This is a genomic window from Streptomyces europaeiscabiei (assembly GCF_036346855.1).
Lineage (GTDB): Bacteria > Actinomycetota > Actinomycetes > Streptomycetales > Streptomycetaceae > Streptomyces > Streptomyces europaeiscabiei.
The window spans coordinates 3734814-3751745 of sequence record NZ_CP107841.1; the positions used below are offsets into that span (position 1 = coordinate 3734814).

Sequence of the window (16932 nt, forward strand, 5' to 3'; positions counted from 1 at the left end):
ACCGCTCGGTGACCCACTGACGATACCCAAGTGCCGCGATAAGCCGCCTATTGCGCCAATAGGGGCAATCAACGCAACTGTTTGCCGGATGCGCTGTTGATCAGGGCGCAACTCCGCAACGGAGTCCGCTTTCCGAAAGGGATCGAACATGAAGAAGCTGTGGGCTACCGCGGCTGTTGCCGCTTCCATTGCCGGCCTTGCGGCCACCACCGCCCCCCAGGCGCTGGCTGACGACGGTGGGACCACGTCCTTCAGCGGCAACGGTGCCAGCCAGGCGTTCGGCAACTCCGTGACCAAGGGCGACATGAGCCCGCAGCTCTCGCTGGTCCAGGGCTCACTCAACAAGCCCTGCATCGGCCTGCCGGCCAAGCTCAACGTCGGCGGCATCGGCGCCGCCGGAGTCGCCCTTCAGGACATCCCGATCCTGTCCGCCCCGCAGAACCAGCAGTGCACCGAGAACTCCACCCAGGCCAAGGGTGACGAGCCGCTGTCGCACATCCTGTCCGACATCCCGATCCTCTCGGACAACGGCAACGGCAACAACAACGGCGGCGACAACGGCGCGAAGCACCACTGACGCCACCACCGCACGCACGGAAGCGGGTCGCCGAGTTCATCGGCGGCCCGCTTTCCTGTGGCCGGACAGGTGTCGGCCCCGGCTCACTTCTTCGCGTACAGCGACTCGATCGCCGCCGCGTACGCCGCCATGACCGCGTGGCGTTTGATCTTCATCGAGGGGGTGAGCAGGCCGTTCTCCTCGTTGAACTCGCCTTCCACCACCTTGAACTCGCGGATGGACTCGGCGCGGGAGACGGCCTGGTTGGCGTAGTCGACGGCCTGCTGAACGTCGGCGCGCATCCGGGGGTCCGCGACGATCTCGGAGAGCGGGGTGTCCGGGGACATGCCGCGGACGTGGAGCCAGTGGGTGACGTCCTCGGGGTCGAGGGTGATGAGGGCGGCGACGAAGGGGCGGTTGTCGCCGACGACGATGCACTGGCCGACCGGCGGCCGGCTGCGCAGCCGGTCCTCCAGGACGGCTGGGGAAACGTTCTTTCCTCCGGAGGTGACGAGGATGTCCTTCTTGCGGCCGGTGATGGTGAGGTAGCCGTCCTCGTCGAGGGCGCCGAGGTCGCCGGTGGCGAACCAGTCGTCGGTCAGGGCGGCGTCTGTGGCGACCGGGTTGTTCCAGTAGGTGCCGAAGACGATGCCGCCCTTGATGAGGACCTCGCCGTCGTCGGCGATGCGGATCGCGGTGCCGGGGACGGGCCGGCCGACGGTGCCGGGGCGGGGCTTGAGCGGCGGGACGATGGTGGCGGCCGCGGTGGTCTCGGTGAGGCCGTAGCCCTCGTAGACGATGATCCCGGCGGCGTAGAAGAAGAGGTTGAGGTCGCGGTCGAGCGGGGAGCCGCCGCTGATGGCGTAGCGCATCCGGCCGCCGAGCTCCCTGCGGATGCGGCGGTAGACCAGCAGGTCGTACAGAGCCCAGGCGGCGTACAGACCGGGGGTCGGGCCGGGGCCCTGGTCCAGGAACCTGTCGAGGTGGGCGCGGGCGAAGCGGACGCCGAGGCGGTGGCCGCGGTCGAAGGAGGCACCGCGGCCGATGCGTTCGGCGGTGGCGCGGCCCGTGGCGTGTATCCGCTCGAAGAGGTACGGGACGCCGACCAGGAAGGTGGGGCGGAACTTCTTGAGCGCGGGCCGCAGTTCGTCGGGCTTGATGCTCGGGCAGTGGCCGATCTCGATGCGGGCCATCAGACAGGCGATCTGGATCGTACGGCCGAGGATGTGGGCGAGCGGGAGGAAGAGGAGGGTGGAGGCGACCTGACCGGAGATCTCCTTGAAGATCGGGTGGAGCAGTTCGACCGTGTTGGCGGCCTCCGCGTGGAGGTTGGCGTGGGTGAGGACGCAGCCCTTGGGGCGGCCGGTGGTGCCGGAGGTGTAGCAGATGGTCGCGGCCGTGTCGGGGGTGAGGGCCGCGCGGCGCTTGGTGACCTCGCCGTCGGGGACGCCCCGGCCCAGGTCGGCGAGGTGGGCGAGGGCCTCCCGGTCGATCTGCCAGACGTGCGGGGGCTGGGAGTGGCGGGCGGTGGCGGTGGCGACGGCCTCCGCGTTCTCGGCTGCCTCCGCGACCACGAAGCGGGAGCCGGAGTCGCGGACGATCCACTCGATCTGCTCGGGCGAGGACGTGGCGTAGATGGGGACGGACTGGCCGCCGGCCGCCCAGACGGCGAAGTCGAGGACCGTCCACTCGTAGCGGGTGCGGGACATCACCGCGACACGACCGCCCGGTTCGAGGCCGGCGGCGATCAACCCCTTGGCGGTGGCGGTGACTTCGCGGGCGAAGGCGGCGGCGGTCACCGGGTGGTAGGTGCCGTGGCGGTCGGCGCGGCGCAGGACCACCGCGTCGGGGGCCTCGGTGGCGTTGACGAAGGGGAGGTCGGCGATGCTGCCGCTCGTCGGGCGGGGTGCGAGGGCGGGCGTGCTCGCCTCGCGGACGACGCCCTGCGCGTCCTTGACGACCTCGACCTTGACACGGTCGGTCAGGCCGCCGCGCTGCTTCGCCCGGTTCAAGTCCCTGCGTACGCCCATCACCGCTCCCCGAGGCCCCACGACCACTTCATTACCGACGAGTAAACTTACCGGTGCGTAAGAATTTTTCAATGGTTCGGTCAGACTCCGGAGGCCGGGTGGGGCGTGTGATAGGCCTGGATCATGCGCCCCCACCGCCTCAGGTCCTTCCTGATCTCCGTCCCGGTCTCCGTCTGCCTCTCGTCCGCCCTGGCTCTGTCCGGTGCCGTGCCGGCCGTCGCCGTGTCCTCCTCCGCCTCCGCTCCCCCTCGTACGGCTGCGGGCCCCCGGTCGCTCACCGTGCTGACGGATCTCTTCGCCGAGCGGCTGCTCGTCGCGGACAAGGTGGCGGCGGCCAAGTACGGGACGGCCACGCCCATCGACGACCCCGTACGGGAGAAGGCGATCCTGGACGACGTGGCCGGGCGGGCGGTCGGGCTCGGCCTCGATCCGGATGCCGTGACCGCCGTGTTCCGGGACCAGATCGAGGCCAACAAGCTGGTGCAGCGCGGCCTTTACGCCCGCTGGGACGCACATCCGCAGGAGCGGCCCACCGAGCGACCTGACCTGGTGAAGGAGGTGCGGCCGGTGCTGGACCGGATCACCACGCAGCTGCTGACCGCGCTCCAGGAGACGGAGTCCCGGCGGGCCGGGGCGCCGTGCGAGCCCTGGCTGCGGGTGGCGGCGGCACGGTCCGCGTTCGTACACCGGCTGGACCTGCTGCACGGGGAGGGGCTGGCACGCGCGCTGCCGTCGGTGTGCGGGACGAGGCGCTAGCTGCCCATCAGGGTGTGCGGGACGAGGCCCTAGCCCATCAGCCGGTCCGCCGTCCTGATCGCCTCGGCCAGGGCGCGCACGTCCTTGTCCTCTCGGTCCCTCGCCAAGTCGTCGGCCCGGTAACCCAGTCGGCGGAGGGTCGGGCGGGCCGGGAGGTCGGTCCAGCGGCTGTCCTCCTGGCGGAGGGCGTCGGCGAAGTAGGCCGCCACGGCGGCTACTTGGAGGCCGTACGGGGAGGCTTCCCACAGGTCGTCGTGGAGTGCCGATGCCTCCAGGCCGGCCGACTCCTCGTGCGGTGTGCGGTTGCCGGGGTCCAGCCAGCGGACGGTGGCGGTGGCGAGGTGGCCGCCTTCGGTGCCCTTCTCGGTGCGGACGGCGTAGAGGGCGGTGACGGTGTGGCCGGGGCCGACCTCTCCGCCGTCCACACGGTCGTCGCGGAAGTCCTCGTCGGCGACCTGCCGGTTGTCGTAGCCGATCAGGCGGAACTCCTCGACCGTCGCCGGGTCGAAGGAGACCTGGGCCTTGGCGTCGCGGGCGGTGAGGTCGACGTGGCGCGGGAGTTCCTCGCAGAAGACCTCCTCGGCCTCCTCCTCGGTGGCGACGTAGGTGGTGTGGCCGTCTCCCTGGTCGGCGAGCTGTTCCATGAGCGCGTCGCCGTAGTCGCTGCCGACGCCCACCCCGAAGAGGGTGATGCCGTGTTCGCGGCGTTCGCTCGCGATGCGTTCGAGGATGGTCTCGGCGTCGGTGGAGCCGGTGTTGGCCAGGGCGTCGGAGAGAAGGACGACCCGGTTCGTCGCGCCCTTGCGCAGGCCCTCGACGGCGGTCTCGTAGCCGGTCTCGACGCCCGCCGCGAGGTTGGTGGAGGCGGTGGGTTCCAGGCTGTCGACCGCCTCACGGATCTCGCCCCGGTTGTCGTCGAGGCGGGTCATCGGCAGGACGGTCTCGGCCTCGTCGCTGAAGGTGACGATCGCGACGGAGTCGTCGTCGCGCAGCCGGTTCGTCATCGTGCGCAGGGCGTCCTGGGCGAGGTCGAGGCGGCCCGGTTCGGACATGGAGCCGGAGACGTCGATGACGAAGGTGAGGGCGGCGGACGGGCGCTTGCTGTCGCCCTCGGCGGCGCGTGTGGCCAGGCCGACGCGGACCAGGGACCAGTCCTCGTCAGCGGTGCGGGCGCCGTCGACGGTGACCGAGAAGCCGTCGCCGTCTGGGCGTTCGTAGTCCTGGCGGAAGCTGTTGACGAACTCCTCCGGGCGGACCGTCGACGGGTCGGGCAGGCTGCCGTCGTCCAGGGTGCGGCGGGCGTAGCCGTAGGAGGCGGTGTCGACGTCGAGGGCGAAGGTGGAGAGGTAGTCGGGGGACGGGGCGAAGTCGTCGGAGTCGTCGCCCTGTTGTTCGCCGCGCTGTTCGCCGGTGCCGGTGCCCTCGGGCGCGGGGGCCGGGAAGCCGTCCGCCTTGCCGCCCTGTCCCCGGTCGTGCGACGAGGAGTTGTTGCCGTCGCCGCTCGCGCTGCAGCCGGTGAGGAGCAGGGCTCCGGCCGCGCCCAGGGCGAGGAGTGTGGTACCCATCCGTCGCCGTGCCGTCGGCCTCGGCCTCGTCGTCGGCGTGCTCCTGCGATACGTGTGCATCCGGGCCCCCTAGCCACGTCATCTGTCGCCTTTCGTGGGCGACTGTTGTGACTGTGACGGCGGAGAGGGCCCGGATGTGCGCCACGGGGTGTTGCGGATGCGTCTCGAAGCGGCCACGGCGGGGGCCCGTCGAGACCGGTGGGTGATCCTCCGGTGACCTAGGAGACGACGTCCTTGCGGCCGAAACCGCGGAAGGCCAGGGCGAACAGCACCAGCGCGTACGTTACGGAGACCGAGACGCCCTGGATCATGTCGGTGTACTCGGGCTGCGGGCGGACGACGTCCAGCCAGGCATACTGCCAGTGCGCGGGCAGGAAGTCGCGCCAGTCGCCGAGGGCGGTCACCGAGTCGAGCACATTGCCGACGATGGTGAGGCCGACGGCACCGCCGACCGCGCCGAGCGGGGCGTCCGTCCGGGTGGACAGCCAGAACGCCAGGGCGGCGGTGACCAGTTGGGACACGAAGATGTATCCCACCGTGATCAGCAGCGCCTGAGCGGCGGCGCCTTGCGCGATCTCACCACCGGTGGGCAGTTCCAGGGGGCCCGATCCGTATGCCACCGTGCCGACGGCGAGCGCGACGACCGGCAGCAGCACGATCGCCGCCAGGCTGAGGGTGAGGCCGACGACGAGCTTGGACCACAGCAGCCTGGCGCGCGGGACGGGCGCGGCGAGGAGGTAGCGCAGGGAGGACCAGCTGGCTTCCGAGGCGACCGTGTCGCCGCAGAACAGCGCGACGGGGATGACGAGCAGGAAACCCGCGGCGGCGAACAGGTTCACCGCGGCGAAGTTCGCGCCGGACGCCGTCGCCATGTCCATCAGGTTGACCCGGTTGTTGCCCTCGCCGGGCGTGCCGCCGACCTGGAAGGCGATCAGCAGCACGAACGGCAGGGCGAACAGGATGCCGCCCATGACCATCGTGCGGCGGCGCTTCAGCTGCCGGACCAGCTCGACCCTCAGGGGCAGGGTGCGGCCCGCGCGGTAGCCGTCGGCGACCTCCACGGGTTCGCTACGGCCGGGCTCGGTGTGCCCGGGTTCTGCGTGCTCGGCACGCTCGGCCAGCGTGCTCATGCGGACTCTCCGATCAGGGTGAGGAAGGCGTCTTCGAGGCGGCGGTGCGGGCCGACCGACTCCACGGGGATCTCCAGCCGCACGAGTTCGGCGACCAGGCGCTGGGCGCTGCCGTCGGCGTCGAGGCGGACCACCAGGCCCTCGTCGGCGCGGACGGCCGAGTCGACGCCCGGCAGCGCGGCGATCTTCTCGACGACCGGCTCGTCCACGGGCTCGGACGTACCGACCAGGAGCGTGTCGCCGGAGCCGACGATCTCGCTCACGGGGCCCGCCTGGACGAGCTTGCCGTGGTCCATGACGACCAGGTGCGTGCAGGTCTGCTCGACCTCCGCCAGCAGGTGGCTGGAGACGATGACCGTTCGGCCGGCCGCCGCGTACCGGATCATGACCTCGCGCATCTCGCGGATCTGCGGCGGGTCGAGTCCGTTCGTCGGCTCGTCGAGGATCAGCAGGTCGGGCAGGCCGAGCATGGCCTGGGCGATGGCCAGACGCTGGCGCATGCCCTGGGAGTAGGTGCGGACCGCGCGGGCCAGGGCGTCGCCGAGGCCGGCGATCTCCAGGGCCTCTTCGAGGTGGGCGTCCTCGGCCGGGCGGCCGGTTGCGGCCCAGTACAGCTCCAGGTTCTCGCGGCCGGACAGGTGCGGGAGGAAGCCCGCGCCCTCGACGAAGGCGCCGACCCGGGAGAGGACCGGGGCGCCCGGCACGATCGCGTGGCCGAAGACACGGATCTGGCCGCCGTCCGGCTGGATCAGGCCCATCAGCATGCGCAGGGTCGTCGTCTTGCCCGCGCCGTTCGGGCCGAGGAGACCGAGGACCTGACCCTTCTCGACGCGGATGGAGAGGTCGCGGACGCTGTAGCGGTCGCCGTTCTTGTACTTCTTGCTCAGGTCCGTGATCTGGAGCGGGACCTCGGCGAGCGCGGGGTCGGGAGCCGGGGTGACGATCCGCCGGCGGCCGGTGACGAGGAGGACGGCCGCGATCACGGCGCCGCCGATCGGCAGGTACCAGACCCAGGCGGGCAGGACGTCCGCGCGGTCGGCCCGGCCGAGGGGCGTGGGTACCTCCAGGTCGCCCTTGACGGAGACGGTGTACGTCGCCGGGGTCGTCGGGGAGGCGTAGCCGAGGTCGGTGGAGGCGAGGACGAGGCGCAGGCGGTGGCCGTCGTCGAGTTCGTGGTCGATGGCCGGGAGGGTGAGTTTCACGTCCTTGCCGGCCTTGGCGCCCTCGACCCGGAGGGGCTCGACGAGTTGGGAGGGGAGGACCTGGGACCTGCCGTCCGGGCCGACGTCGTAGACCTTGGCGAAGAGGACGGCGTCCTCGCTGGTCGACTTCACATGGACCGTCGCCGTGGGCGAGCCGGTGATCTGGAGGTCGTCCGCGACGGGCTTGGACTCGAAGGCGGCGAACTGGCCGGGGAAGTCGAGGGAGATGCTGACGCCGAGCGAGGACAGCTGGGCCAGGCCGCCGCCGGCGCCGAGGCCGGGCAGGGCCGAGATGGCGGGCGGGTTGGCGCCGGCCGGGTTCTCGAAGCTCTGCTCGCGTCCGGCGAGCGCGATCGACGTGGGGTGGCTCTCCAGCCCCGGGTAGGTGTCGTCGGTCGTACCGCTCAGGCGGGTCTCGCCGTCGCCGGAGCCGGTGCCGAGGGTACGGGTGACGCGGAACGCGGAGCCGGTGTCGGCGCTCTTGTCGTCCTTGAGGTAGCGGTCGAACCAGGCGTTCGTCCGGGCCTGGACGCGGGAGGTCTCCATGTCGCCGCCGTCGTGACCGCCGGAGATCCAGTCGACCTCCACGGGCGCGCCGTTGGCCTTGATCGCCTTGGCGGCGGCGTCGGCCTGGCCGAGCGGGAAGAGCGAGTCGGTCTGGCCCTGGAGCAGCAGCGTGGGCACCTTGATGCGGTCGCCGACGGCCTCGGGGCTGCGCTCGTCGAGGAGCTTCACGGCCTCCGCGTCGGGCTGCCCGGACTCGGCGACCCGCTGGTACATCTCGCAGAGCCGCGTCTCGAACTTCTCGCAGCCGCCGCCGGTGTTGACGAACAGGCCGGCCCACAGCTTCTTGAAGACGCCGTTCGGGAAGAGGGCGTCCGACAGGTTCCAGTACGTGATCGCGGGCGCGATGGCGTCGACCCGGTCGTCGTACCCGGCGGCCAGCAGTGAGATCGCTCCGCCGTACGAGGCGCCGGCGACGCCGAGGCGCGGGTCGCCCTTCTTGTCGAGTTGTACGTCGGGGCGCTTCGCGAGCCAGTCGATCAGCTTCGAGACGTCGGCGACCTCGCCCTTCGGGTCGTTCAGGCCGATCTTGCCGGTCGAGTCGCCGAAGCCGCGCGCGGACCAGGTCAGCACCGCGTAGCCGTCGCGGGCGAGGGCTTCGGCCTGGCTGCGGACGTCGTTCTTGCTGCCGCCGAAGCCGTGCCCGAGCAGGACGGCCGGGCGGCGGCCGTCTCCTCCTGAGGTGAAGTACGAGGTGTCGATGCGTACGCCCTCGGCCGTGTCCATGGCCTGGTCGGTGCGGGTCACCGGCGCCGCTTCGTCCGAGGCGGTGGCCGTCCAGGTGCCCGCGCCGGCGAGCACGACGACGGCGGCCACGGCGGCGATGGTCCGCCGCGGCCTCCGCCGCAACGCCCCGCGCAGTCGCGGTCCGGTCAGTCGAAGATCCATGCGTCAACGGTACGGGGCCCCGGCGGTGGGCCACGGCCCTCTCAAGGGGGAGGGGTGGGGTATCCCACGGTCGTACGGGAGGAATTCGGTATACAGCGGGTGCGGTATGCGGGGGTGGGTGACGGACTCGACAGCAACCTGATAAGTGGGGCGGCCCGGGTCGTTTCTCGCCCCCGCCGCCCCTACCCGTCCCATCCCCAGGGGCTGTGCCCCTTCGACCCCCTATAGGCGCCCTATAGCTCGAGGGGTGGGATTTGCCGGCGGGTGCGGGTTCGTCGTGGTCGGTCGCGCAGTTCCCCGCGCCCCTGAGCGGGTGCGGGTTCGTCGTGGTCGGTCGCGCAGTTCCCCGCGCCCCTGAGGGCAGGTGCCCGTGCCCTCCGATGGAGGCGGCTCCCCGCGCCCACCGGGAAACAGCTCTCCCCGCGCCCTCACGGGGCGCGGGGAGAGTGAGGCGGGGCCTCAGTGGTTGCGCGGGAAGCCCAGGTCGACGCCCGTGGGGCCGTCGGCCGGGTCGGGCCAGCGGGTGGTGACGACCTTGCCCCGGGTGTAGAAGTGGGTGCCGTCGTTGCCGTAGATGTGGTGGTCCCCGAAGAGGGAGTCCTTCCAGCCGCCGAAGGAGTGGTAGCCGACGGGAACCGGGATCGGGACGTTGACGCCGACCATGCCGGCCTCGACCTCCAGCTGGAAGCGGCGGGCGGCGCCGCCGTCGCGGGTGAAGATCGCGGTGCCGTTGCCGAACGGGGAGGCGTTGATGAGGGCGATGCCCTCGTCGTAGGTGTCGACACGCAGCACGGTCAGCACCGGGCCGAAGATCTCGTCCTGGTACGCCTTCGCGGACGTGGGCACCTTGTCCAGCAGCGAGATGCCGATCCAGTGGCCGTCCTCGTAGCCCTCGACCGTGAAGCCGGTGCCGTCCAGGACGACTTCGGCGCCTTCCGCCGCCGCGCCGGTGACATACGAGGCCACCTTGTCGCGGTGTACCGCCGTGATCAGCGGGCCCATCTCGGAGGTGGGGTCGTTGCCGGGGCCGATCTTGATCTTCTCGGCGCGCTCGCGGATCTTCTCGACGAGTTCGTCGCCGATCGCGCCGACCGCCACGACCGCGGAGATCGCCATGCAGCGTTCGCCCGCCGAGCCGTAGGCCGCCGAGACGGCCGCGTCTGCGGCCGCGTCGAGGTCGGCGTCCGGGAGGACCAGCATGTGGTTCTTGGCGCCGCCGAGAGCCTGGACGCGCTTGTGGTTGGCGGCGGCCGTGGTGTGGATGTAGCGGGCGATCGGGGTCGAGCCGACGAAGGAGATCGCCTTGACGTCCGGGTGCTCCAGGAGACGGTCCACGGCCACCTTGTCGCCGTGGACGACGTTGAAGACGCCGTCCGGCAGACCGGCTTCCGAGAGGAGTTCGGCGATCTTGATCGAGGCCGACGGGTCCTTCTCGGACGGCTTCAGCACGAACGTGTTGCCGGTCGCGATGGCCATCGGGAACATCCACATCGGGACCATCGCCGGGAAGTTGAACGGCGTGATGCCCGCGACGACGCCCAGCGGCTGGCGGATGGAGGCGACGTCCACGCGGCTGGCGACCTGCGTGGACAGCTCGCCCTTCAGCTGGACGTTGATGCCGCAGGCCAGGTCGACGATCTCCAGGCCGCGCGCGACCTCGCCGAGCGCGTCGCTGTGCACCTTGCCGTGCTCGGCGGTGATCAGCTCGGCGATCGCGTCGCGGTTGGCGTCGAGCAGCGCGCGGAAGCGGAACAGGATCTCCGTGCGCCTGGCCAGCGAGGACTGGCCCCAGGTGACGTAGGCCTCCTTGGCGGTCTGTACCGCCGCGTCGACCTCGTCGACGGTCGCGAAGGCGACCTTGGTGGTGACCGCGCCGGTCGCCGGGTCCGTGACCGGACCGAACGTACCCGACGCGCCTTCGACGGTCTTGCCGCCGATCCAGTGGTTGACGATCTTCGTCATGCCGAGAAACTCCTTCTCACAGATGGCGGCGTCGGGTTGAGACGTGCCGGTCGTACTCCTCGCGTGCCTTGACCGCCGACGCGCGGGTCGCGGTCTCGGCCACAGGTACATCCCACCAGGCCTGCGCGGGAGGCGGGCCCGACACTGTGTCGGCCGTTTGGGTCTCCACGTAGACACAAGTGGGAGTGTCGGCCGCCCGCGCATCGGCGAGGGCGGCACGCAGGTCACGGATGGTCTTGGCGCGCAGGACGCGCATGCCGAGACTGGCCGCGTTGGCGGCGAGATCCACGGGCAGCGGGGCGCCCGTGAACGTGCCGTCGTCGGGGTTGCGGTGCCGGTAGGCGGTACCGAACCGCTCACCGCCGACCGACTCGGAGAGGCCGCCGATGGAGGCGTACCCGTGGTTCTGCACGAGCAGCACCTTGATCGGGACGTTCTCCTGCACGGCCGTGACGATCTCGGTCGGCATCATCAGATACGTGCCGTCGCCGACCAGCGCCCACACCGGGCGCCCGGGAGCGGCCAGCCGGACGCCGATCGCGGCCGGTATCTCATAGCCCATGCAGGAGTAGCCGTACTCCAGGTGGTACTGGTCCCGCGACCGTGTCCGCCACAGTTTGTGCAGGTCACCCGGGAGGGAACCGGCCGCGTTGATGAGGATGTCGTCCTCGTCGACGATCTCGTCGAGGAGGCCGAGGACCTGGGCCTGGGTGGGCCGGGTGTCCGGCTCGTCGGCCTCGAAGCAGGCGTCGACGCGGTGTTCCCAGCGCTGCTTGTCCTCCGTGTACTCGGCGACGTACGCGTCCGCGACCCGGTGCCCGTGCAGCTCCAGGGCCTCGGCGAGCGCCTCGAGACCTGCCCGCGCGTCCGCCACCAGCGGCAGCCCGGAGAGCTTGTGGCCGTCGTGGGGCGCGATGTTGAGGTTGAGGAAGCGGACGCCGTCGGCGGCGAAGAGGGTGCCGGAGGCGGTGGTGAAGTCCGTGTACCGGGTGCCGACGCCGATCACCAGGTCGGCGGTGCGGGCGAGTTCGTTCGCGGTCGCGGTGCCGGTGTGGCCGATGCCGCCGACGTCCTGCGGGTGGTCGAAGCGGAGGGAGCCCTTGCCGGCCTGGGTGGACGCCACGGGGATGCCGGTGGCGGCGGCCAGTTCGGCGAGCGTCTCCTCGGCGCGGGCGTGGTGGACACCGCCGCCGGCGACGATCAGGGGGCGGCGGGCCGCACGGATCGCGCCGATCGCGGCGGCCAGTTCGGCGACGTCGGCCGCCGGGCGGCGGACGTTCCAGGTCCGCTCGGCGAAGAACTCCTCCGGCCAGTCGTACGCCTCGGCCTGCACGTCCTGCGGCAGGGCGAGGGTCACGGCCCCCGTCTCCACCGGGTCGGTGAGGACACGCATCGCCTGCAGCGCGGCCGGGATCAGGGCCTCGGGGCGGGTGACCCGGTCGAAGTACCTCGACACCGGGCGGAGCGTGTCGTTGACGCTGATGTCGCCCGCGTACGGCACTTCGAGCTGCTGGAGTACCGGGTCGGCCGGGCGGGTGGCGAAGATGTCGCCGGGGAGCAGCAGCACCGGGAGGTGGTTGATGGTGGCGAGGGCTGCGCCGGTGACGAGGTTGGTGGCGCCGGGGCCGATGGACGTCGTCACGGCGTGCGTGGAGAGGCGGTTCGACTGCCGGGCGTAGCCGACGGCCGCGTGCACCATCGACTGCTCGTTGCGGCCCTGGAGGTACGGCATGTCGTCGGCGTACTCGATCAGCGCCTGGCCGAGGCCCGCGACGTTGCCGTGGCCGAAGATGCCCCAGGTGGCGCCGATGAGCCGCTGCCGCTCGCCGTCGCGCTCGGTGTACTGGGCGGAAAGGAAGCGGACCAGCGCCTGGGCGACCGTCAGCCGGATCGTGCTCATCGGTACCCCTCCGTGTGGTCGGGATGGAAGCAGATCCGCCACTGCCGCTCGGAGCCCGGACCGGCCATCACGTTCAGGTAGTACATGCTGTGGCCGGGCTGCGCGATGGACGGGCCGTGCCAGCCGTCGGGCACGAGCACCGCGTCACCGGAACGGACCTCGGCGAGCACCTCGGACCCGCCCTCGCGGGAGGGGGACACGCGCTGGTAGCCGAAGCCGTGGGGGCCGTCGATCTCGAAGTAGTAGATCTCCTCGAGTTCGGTCTCCTCCCCCGGCCGGTTCTCGTCGTGCTTGTGCGGCGGGTACGAGGACCAGTTGCCGCCGGGGGTGATGACCTCGACGGTGATCAGCTTGTCGCACTCGAAGGCGTCGGCGGAGGCGAAGTTGCGCACCTGGCGGGCGCAGGTGCCGCTGCCGCGGTCTTCCACGGGGACCTCCGGCGCGGGGCCGTAGCGGGCGGGGAGTCGTCGCTCGCACTTCGCTCCTGCCAAAGCGAAGCGGCCTCCCGCGCCGGAGGCGATCTGTACCCGGGCGTCACGGGGCGCGTACACGAAGTCGGAGACTCCGGCGAACACGCTCTCCCTGCCCAGGATCTGAAACTCTGCGTCTTCCTCGCCGCCGGGTTCACCTGATTCACCTGACTCACCGGATTCACCGGAAGGTGCGGATTTACCCGATTCACCCGATACTCGCACCGTGCAACCGCCGTTGAGGGACAGCACGATCCATTCGCTGTCCCCGGTCGTGAACGCGTGCGTCCCGTCCGGCTCCAACTCCACGATGCGCAGGCTGCTGTGGGTCCAGCCGGCCCGCTTCGGGTCGATGTCGACGGCGTACTCCGCGTTCGCGGTGGCGCCCTTGGGTACGTACAGCTCGGTCTTCTGTGTCATGCGGCCCTCACAACAGTCCTACGGCGGTGTCCACGGCGGCGGTCACGTCGTCGTCCGACGGGTAGAGCAATGAGCGGCCGACCACCAGGCCCTGCACGGTGGGCAGTTGCAGCGCGCCCCGCCACTTCTCGTACGCGCCCTCCTGGTCCTCGCCGACATCGCCGCCGAGCAGTACGGCGGGCAGCGTCGAGGTCTCCATCACGCGGGCCATGTCGTCGGGGTTCTCGGTGACGGGCACCTTCAGCCAGGTGTACGCCGAACTGCCGCCGAGCCCGGCCGCTATGGCGATCGACTTGGTGACGGCGTCGGCACTCAGGTCGTTCCTGACCTTGCCGGTGGCCGGGTCGCGGCGGCTGATGAACGGCTCGACGAACACGGGGAGCCTGCGCTCCGCCATGGCGTCCACGGCGCGGGCGGTGGACTCCAGGGTGGTGAGGGAGCCCGGGTCGTCGTAGTCGACGCGCAGCAGGAGCTTGCCTGCGTCGAAGCCGAGGCGCCTCATGTCCTCGGGGCGGTGGCCGGTGAAACGGTCGTCCAGTTCGAAGCTGGCGCCCGCGAGGCCGCCCCGGTTCATCGAGCCCATGACGACCTTGCCGTCGAGGGCGCCGAGGAGAAGCAGGTCGTCGAGGATGTCGGCGGTCGCGAGGACACCGTCCACGCCGGGGCGGGACAGCGCCAGGCACAGGCGTTCGAGGAGGTCGGCCCGGTTCGCCATGGCGAGTTTGCGGTCACCGACGGAGAGGGCACCCCGGGCCGGGTGGTCGGCGGCGACGATCATCAGCCGGCCGGAGTCGCCGATCAGGGGGCGCCGGGTACGCCGGGCGGCGGCCTCGGCGATCGCCTCGGGGTGGTGGACCCGGGTGCGGACGAGGGCGGAGACGTCGACGCGGCTCAGGGGGCCGGCGGCGGAGGCGCGACCGAGAGGGTCGGCGGCGGGGCTGCCGTTGGTGGCAGCGGTGGGACGGCCGGGCTCGGTGGTGCTCACAGGACCGCTCCTGCCGCGACCGCTGCCTCGATCTCCGCCACCGTGGGCATCGCGGAGGAGCACTCCAGGCGGGAGGCGACGATCGCGCCGGCCGCGTTGGCGTGCCGCATGATCTTCTCCAGGTCCCAGCCTTCGAGCAGGCCGTGGCAGAGGGAGCCGCCGAAGGCGTCACCGGCGCCGAGGCCGTTCAGGACGTTGACGGGCAGCGGCGGGACCTCGGCGGACTCGCCCTTGCTGTTGACCGCGAGGACACCCTTGGGGCCCTGCTTGACGACCGCGAGTTCGACCCCGGCGTCGAGCAGTGCGCGGGCGGCGGCCTGCGGCTCACGGACACCGGTCGCGACCTCGACCTCGTCGAGGTTGCCGACCGCGACGGTCGTGTGCCGCAGGGCCTCCTCGTAGAAGGGGCGGGCCTCGGCCGGGTCGGTCCAGAACATGGGGCGCCAGTCGAGGTCGAAGACCGTCGTACCGGCCCTGGCCCGGTGGGCGAGGGCCGCGAGCGTCGCCGTGCGGCTGGGCTCCTCGCTCAGGCCGGTGCCGGTCACCCAGAAGATCCGGGCCCCGGCGACGGCGTCGAGGTCCAGCTCGTGGGCGTCGATCTCCAGGTCCGGGGCCTTGGGGCGGCGGTAGAAGTACAGCGGGAAGTCGTCCGGCGGGAAGACCTCGCAGAAGGTGACGGGGGTCGGCAGGCCCGGGACCGGGGTGACCCAGCGGTCGTCGACACCGAAGTCGCGCAGCGCCTGGTGGAGGTACTCGCCGAAGGGGTCCTCACCCGTGCGGGTGATGACGGCGGTGGAGCGGCCGAGACGGGACGCGGCCACCGCGACGTTCGTCGCCGATCCGCCGAGGAACTTCCCGAAGGACGTCACCTGCGGCAGCGGGACCCCCGTCTGCAACGGGTAGAGGTCCACACCGATCCGCCCCATGGTGATGAGGTCGTACGCCATCGAGTTCCCTTCACGCGCCGGTTCGGTCAAGGTCTAGTCCCGTCGGAGCGACCCTGTCAATACTTTGTCCAGACATTCGGACTACCTATTGACACCTTCCGCTTCGGGACTGAAGCTGACTCCCATGACGTCGTTGTCACCTCAGTCCTCACTCTCGCGCATCCGAGTCGGCTCGGCGCCCGACTCCTGGGGCGTCTGGTTCCCCGACGACCCCCAGCAGGTCCCCTGGCAGCGCTTCCTCGACGAGGTCGCCGCTTCCGGCTACGAGTGGATCGAGCTGGGCCCGTACGGCTATCTGCCGACCGACCCGGCGGTCCTCGCCGAGGAGACCGCCAAACGCGGCCTGAAAGTGTCGGCCGGCACGGTCTTCACCGGCTTGCACCACGGTCCGGACGTCTGGGAGAAGACCTGGGCGCACGTGGCCGACAACGCGGTCCTCGCACAGGCCATGGGCGCCAAGCACCTCGTCGTCATCCCCTCCTTCTGGCGGGACGACAAGACGGGCAAGGTGCTGGAGTCCAGCGAACTGACCGTCGAGCAGTGGCGGCACCTCACCCAGCTCACCGAGCGGCTCGGGCGGGAGGTGCGGGAGAAGTACGGCCTCCAGATCGTCGTCCACCCGCACGCCGACACCCATATCGACAGCGAGAAGAACGTCGTCCGCTTCCTGGACGGCACCGACTCGTCGGTGGTGTCGCTGTGCCTCGACACCGGGCACTACGCCTACTGCGGCGGCGACAGCGTCAAGCTGATCGAGACGTACGGGGAGCGCATCGGGTATCTGCACCTCAAGCAGGTCGACCCCGAGATCCTGGCCGACGTCCGCGCGAACGAGATTCCGTTCGGGCCGGCCGTGGCCAAGGGTGTGATGTGCGAGCCGCCGAAGGGTGTGCCCGAGCTGGGGCCGGTGCTGGCCGCCGCGCAGAAGCTGGACGTGGATCTGTTCGCGATCGTCGAGCAGGACATGTATCCCTGCGAGCCGGACAAGCCGCTGCCCATCGCTCAGCGGACTCGGGCGTTCCTGAGGTCCTGCGGCGCGTGAGCGCTCCGCCGGGAACCGGGCTCTGAGGCGCCGGGGAACTGCGGGTTGTTCGCAGGCTGCGGCTGGTTCGTGGCTCGTCGCGCAGTTCCCCGCGCCCCTGACGGGGCGCTGATGCCTCACTCTTGCCACAAAGAACCCCTTTCTGTCACGAATGTCACGTGTGTGCGGGTCTTCCGTCACACGTGCACGACGGACCCTGCCGGTGATCACCTCGCGTCGTTGAGCGACACAGATTTGTGATCGCCAGCGCAGTGCCCGGCTCCCCCGATGGTCTTCCCGGCCGCCGCCGTGGTGCGCGCAGGGAGGTGCCACTGATGACCGACCGACGCCTCTGGTCGTACAAGGACATCGCGGCGCACATCCGTGTGCAGCCCGACACCGTCCGCTCGTACCGCAAACACGGGCTGCTGCCGCCGCCCGACCACATGGAGAACGGCAAGCCCTACTGGTACGCCGACACCGTCCGCGCCTGGGTGGCCTCCAGACCGGGCAATCGAGGGCGCAAGGTCGACTGA

General features: G+C 70.9%; 13 protein-coding genes. 4 read left to right on the top strand and 9 right to left on the bottom strand.

Annotated elements, in window-relative coordinates; all coding sequences use genetic code 11:
* The first annotated feature begins 148 nt into the window (after positions 1 to 148).
* Positions 149 to 577 (top strand): rodlin, encoded by a 429-nt coding sequence (locus OG858_RS16170; RefSeq protein ID WP_086750179.1) that lies wholly within the window; start codon positions 149 to 151, stop codon positions 575 to 577.
* A gap of 83 nt (positions 578 to 660) precedes the next feature.
* On the opposite strand, the gene OG858_RS16175 is transcribed toward OG858_RS16170, so the two are convergent.
* Positions 661 to 2586 (bottom strand): AMP-dependent synthetase/ligase, encoded by a 1926-nt coding sequence (locus OG858_RS16175; protein ID WP_319064856.1) that lies wholly within the window; start codon positions 2584 to 2586, stop codon positions 661 to 663.
* A 123-nt stretch (positions 2587 to 2709) separates the two neighbouring features.
* Here OG858_RS16175 and OG858_RS16180 point away from each other — a divergent pair, with 123 nt between their 5' ends.
* Positions 2710 to 3342 carry a chorismate mutase gene (locus OG858_RS16180; protein ID WP_319320216.1) on the top strand — a complete coding sequence of 211 codons (633 nt, stop codon included), beginning with the start codon at positions 2710 to 2712 and terminating at the stop codon, positions 3340 to 3342.
* A 29-nt stretch (positions 3343 to 3371) separates the two neighbouring features.
* Here OG858_RS16180 and OG858_RS16185 read toward each other — a convergent pair whose 3' ends face one another.
* From OG858_RS16185 to iolC, 8 genes are all read right to left on the bottom strand, one after another.
* Positions 3372 to 4967, bottom strand: coding sequence for a vWA domain-containing protein (locus OG858_RS16185; protein WP_408059409.1), 1596 nt, complete (start codon positions 4965 to 4967; stop codon positions 3372 to 3374).
* A gap of 158 nt (positions 4968 to 5125) precedes the next feature.
* Complete coding sequence (locus OG858_RS16190) at positions 5126 to 6037, bottom strand: ABC transporter permease (RefSeq protein WP_179201201.1); 912 nt, start codon at positions 6035 to 6037, stop codon at positions 5126 to 5128.
* Positions 6034 to 8691: an alpha/beta fold hydrolase gene (locus OG858_RS16195; RefSeq protein WP_319064860.1), complete on the bottom strand. Its 2658-nt coding sequence runs from the start codon at positions 8689 to 8691 to the stop codon at positions 6034 to 6036. The genes OG858_RS16190 and OG858_RS16195 overlap by 4 nt, the downstream gene beginning before the upstream one ends.
* Before the next feature lie 459 nt (positions 8692 to 9150).
* On the bottom strand, positions 9151 to 10653 hold the full coding sequence (gene mmsA / locus OG858_RS16200) for a CoA-acylating methylmalonate-semialdehyde dehydrogenase (RefSeq protein WP_319263935.1): 1503 nt from the start codon (positions 10651 to 10653) through the stop codon (positions 9151 to 9153).
* 16 nt (positions 10654 to 10669) lie between these two features.
* Complete coding sequence (iolD, locus tag OG858_RS16205) at positions 10670 to 12553, bottom strand: 3D-(3,5/4)-trihydroxycyclohexane-1,2-dione acylhydrolase (decyclizing) (RefSeq protein WP_086750045.1); 1884 nt, start codon at positions 12551 to 12553, stop codon at positions 10670 to 10672.
* Complete coding sequence (iolB, locus tag OG858_RS16210) at positions 12550 to 13443, bottom strand: 5-deoxy-glucuronate isomerase (RefSeq protein ID WP_328544773.1); 894 nt, start codon at positions 13441 to 13443, stop codon at positions 12550 to 12552. Before iolB ends, iolD begins: the two co-directional genes overlap by 4 nt.
* Before the next feature lie 7 nt (positions 13444 to 13450).
* The gene (locus tag OG858_RS16215; protein ID WP_319065018.1) at positions 13451 to 14338 is read right to left on the bottom strand and encodes a Cgl0159 family (beta/alpha)8-fold protein; all 888 of its coding nucleotides are present in this window, start codon (positions 14336 to 14338) and stop codon (positions 13451 to 13453) included.
* Positions 14339 to 14424: 86 nt separating this feature from the next.
* Positions 14425 to 15375, bottom strand: a complete 951-nt coding sequence (gene iolC, locus OG858_RS16220; RefSeq protein ID WP_319064861.1) for a 5-dehydro-2-deoxygluconokinase — start codon at positions 15373 to 15375, stop codon at positions 14425 to 14427.
* A gap of 124 nt (positions 15376 to 15499) precedes the next feature.
* Here iolC and OG858_RS16225 point away from each other — a divergent pair, with 124 nt between their 5' ends.
* On the top strand, positions 15500 to 16417 hold the full coding sequence (locus OG858_RS16225) for a sugar phosphate isomerase/epimerase family protein (protein WP_086750015.1): 918 nt from the start codon (positions 15500 to 15502) through the stop codon (positions 16415 to 16417).
* Positions 16418 to 16731: 314 nt separating this feature from the next.
* A complete protein-coding gene (locus tag OG858_RS16230) occupies positions 16732 to 16932 on the top strand; it encodes a helix-turn-helix transcriptional regulator (RefSeq protein ID WP_086750016.1) in 201 nt (66 codons plus the stop codon).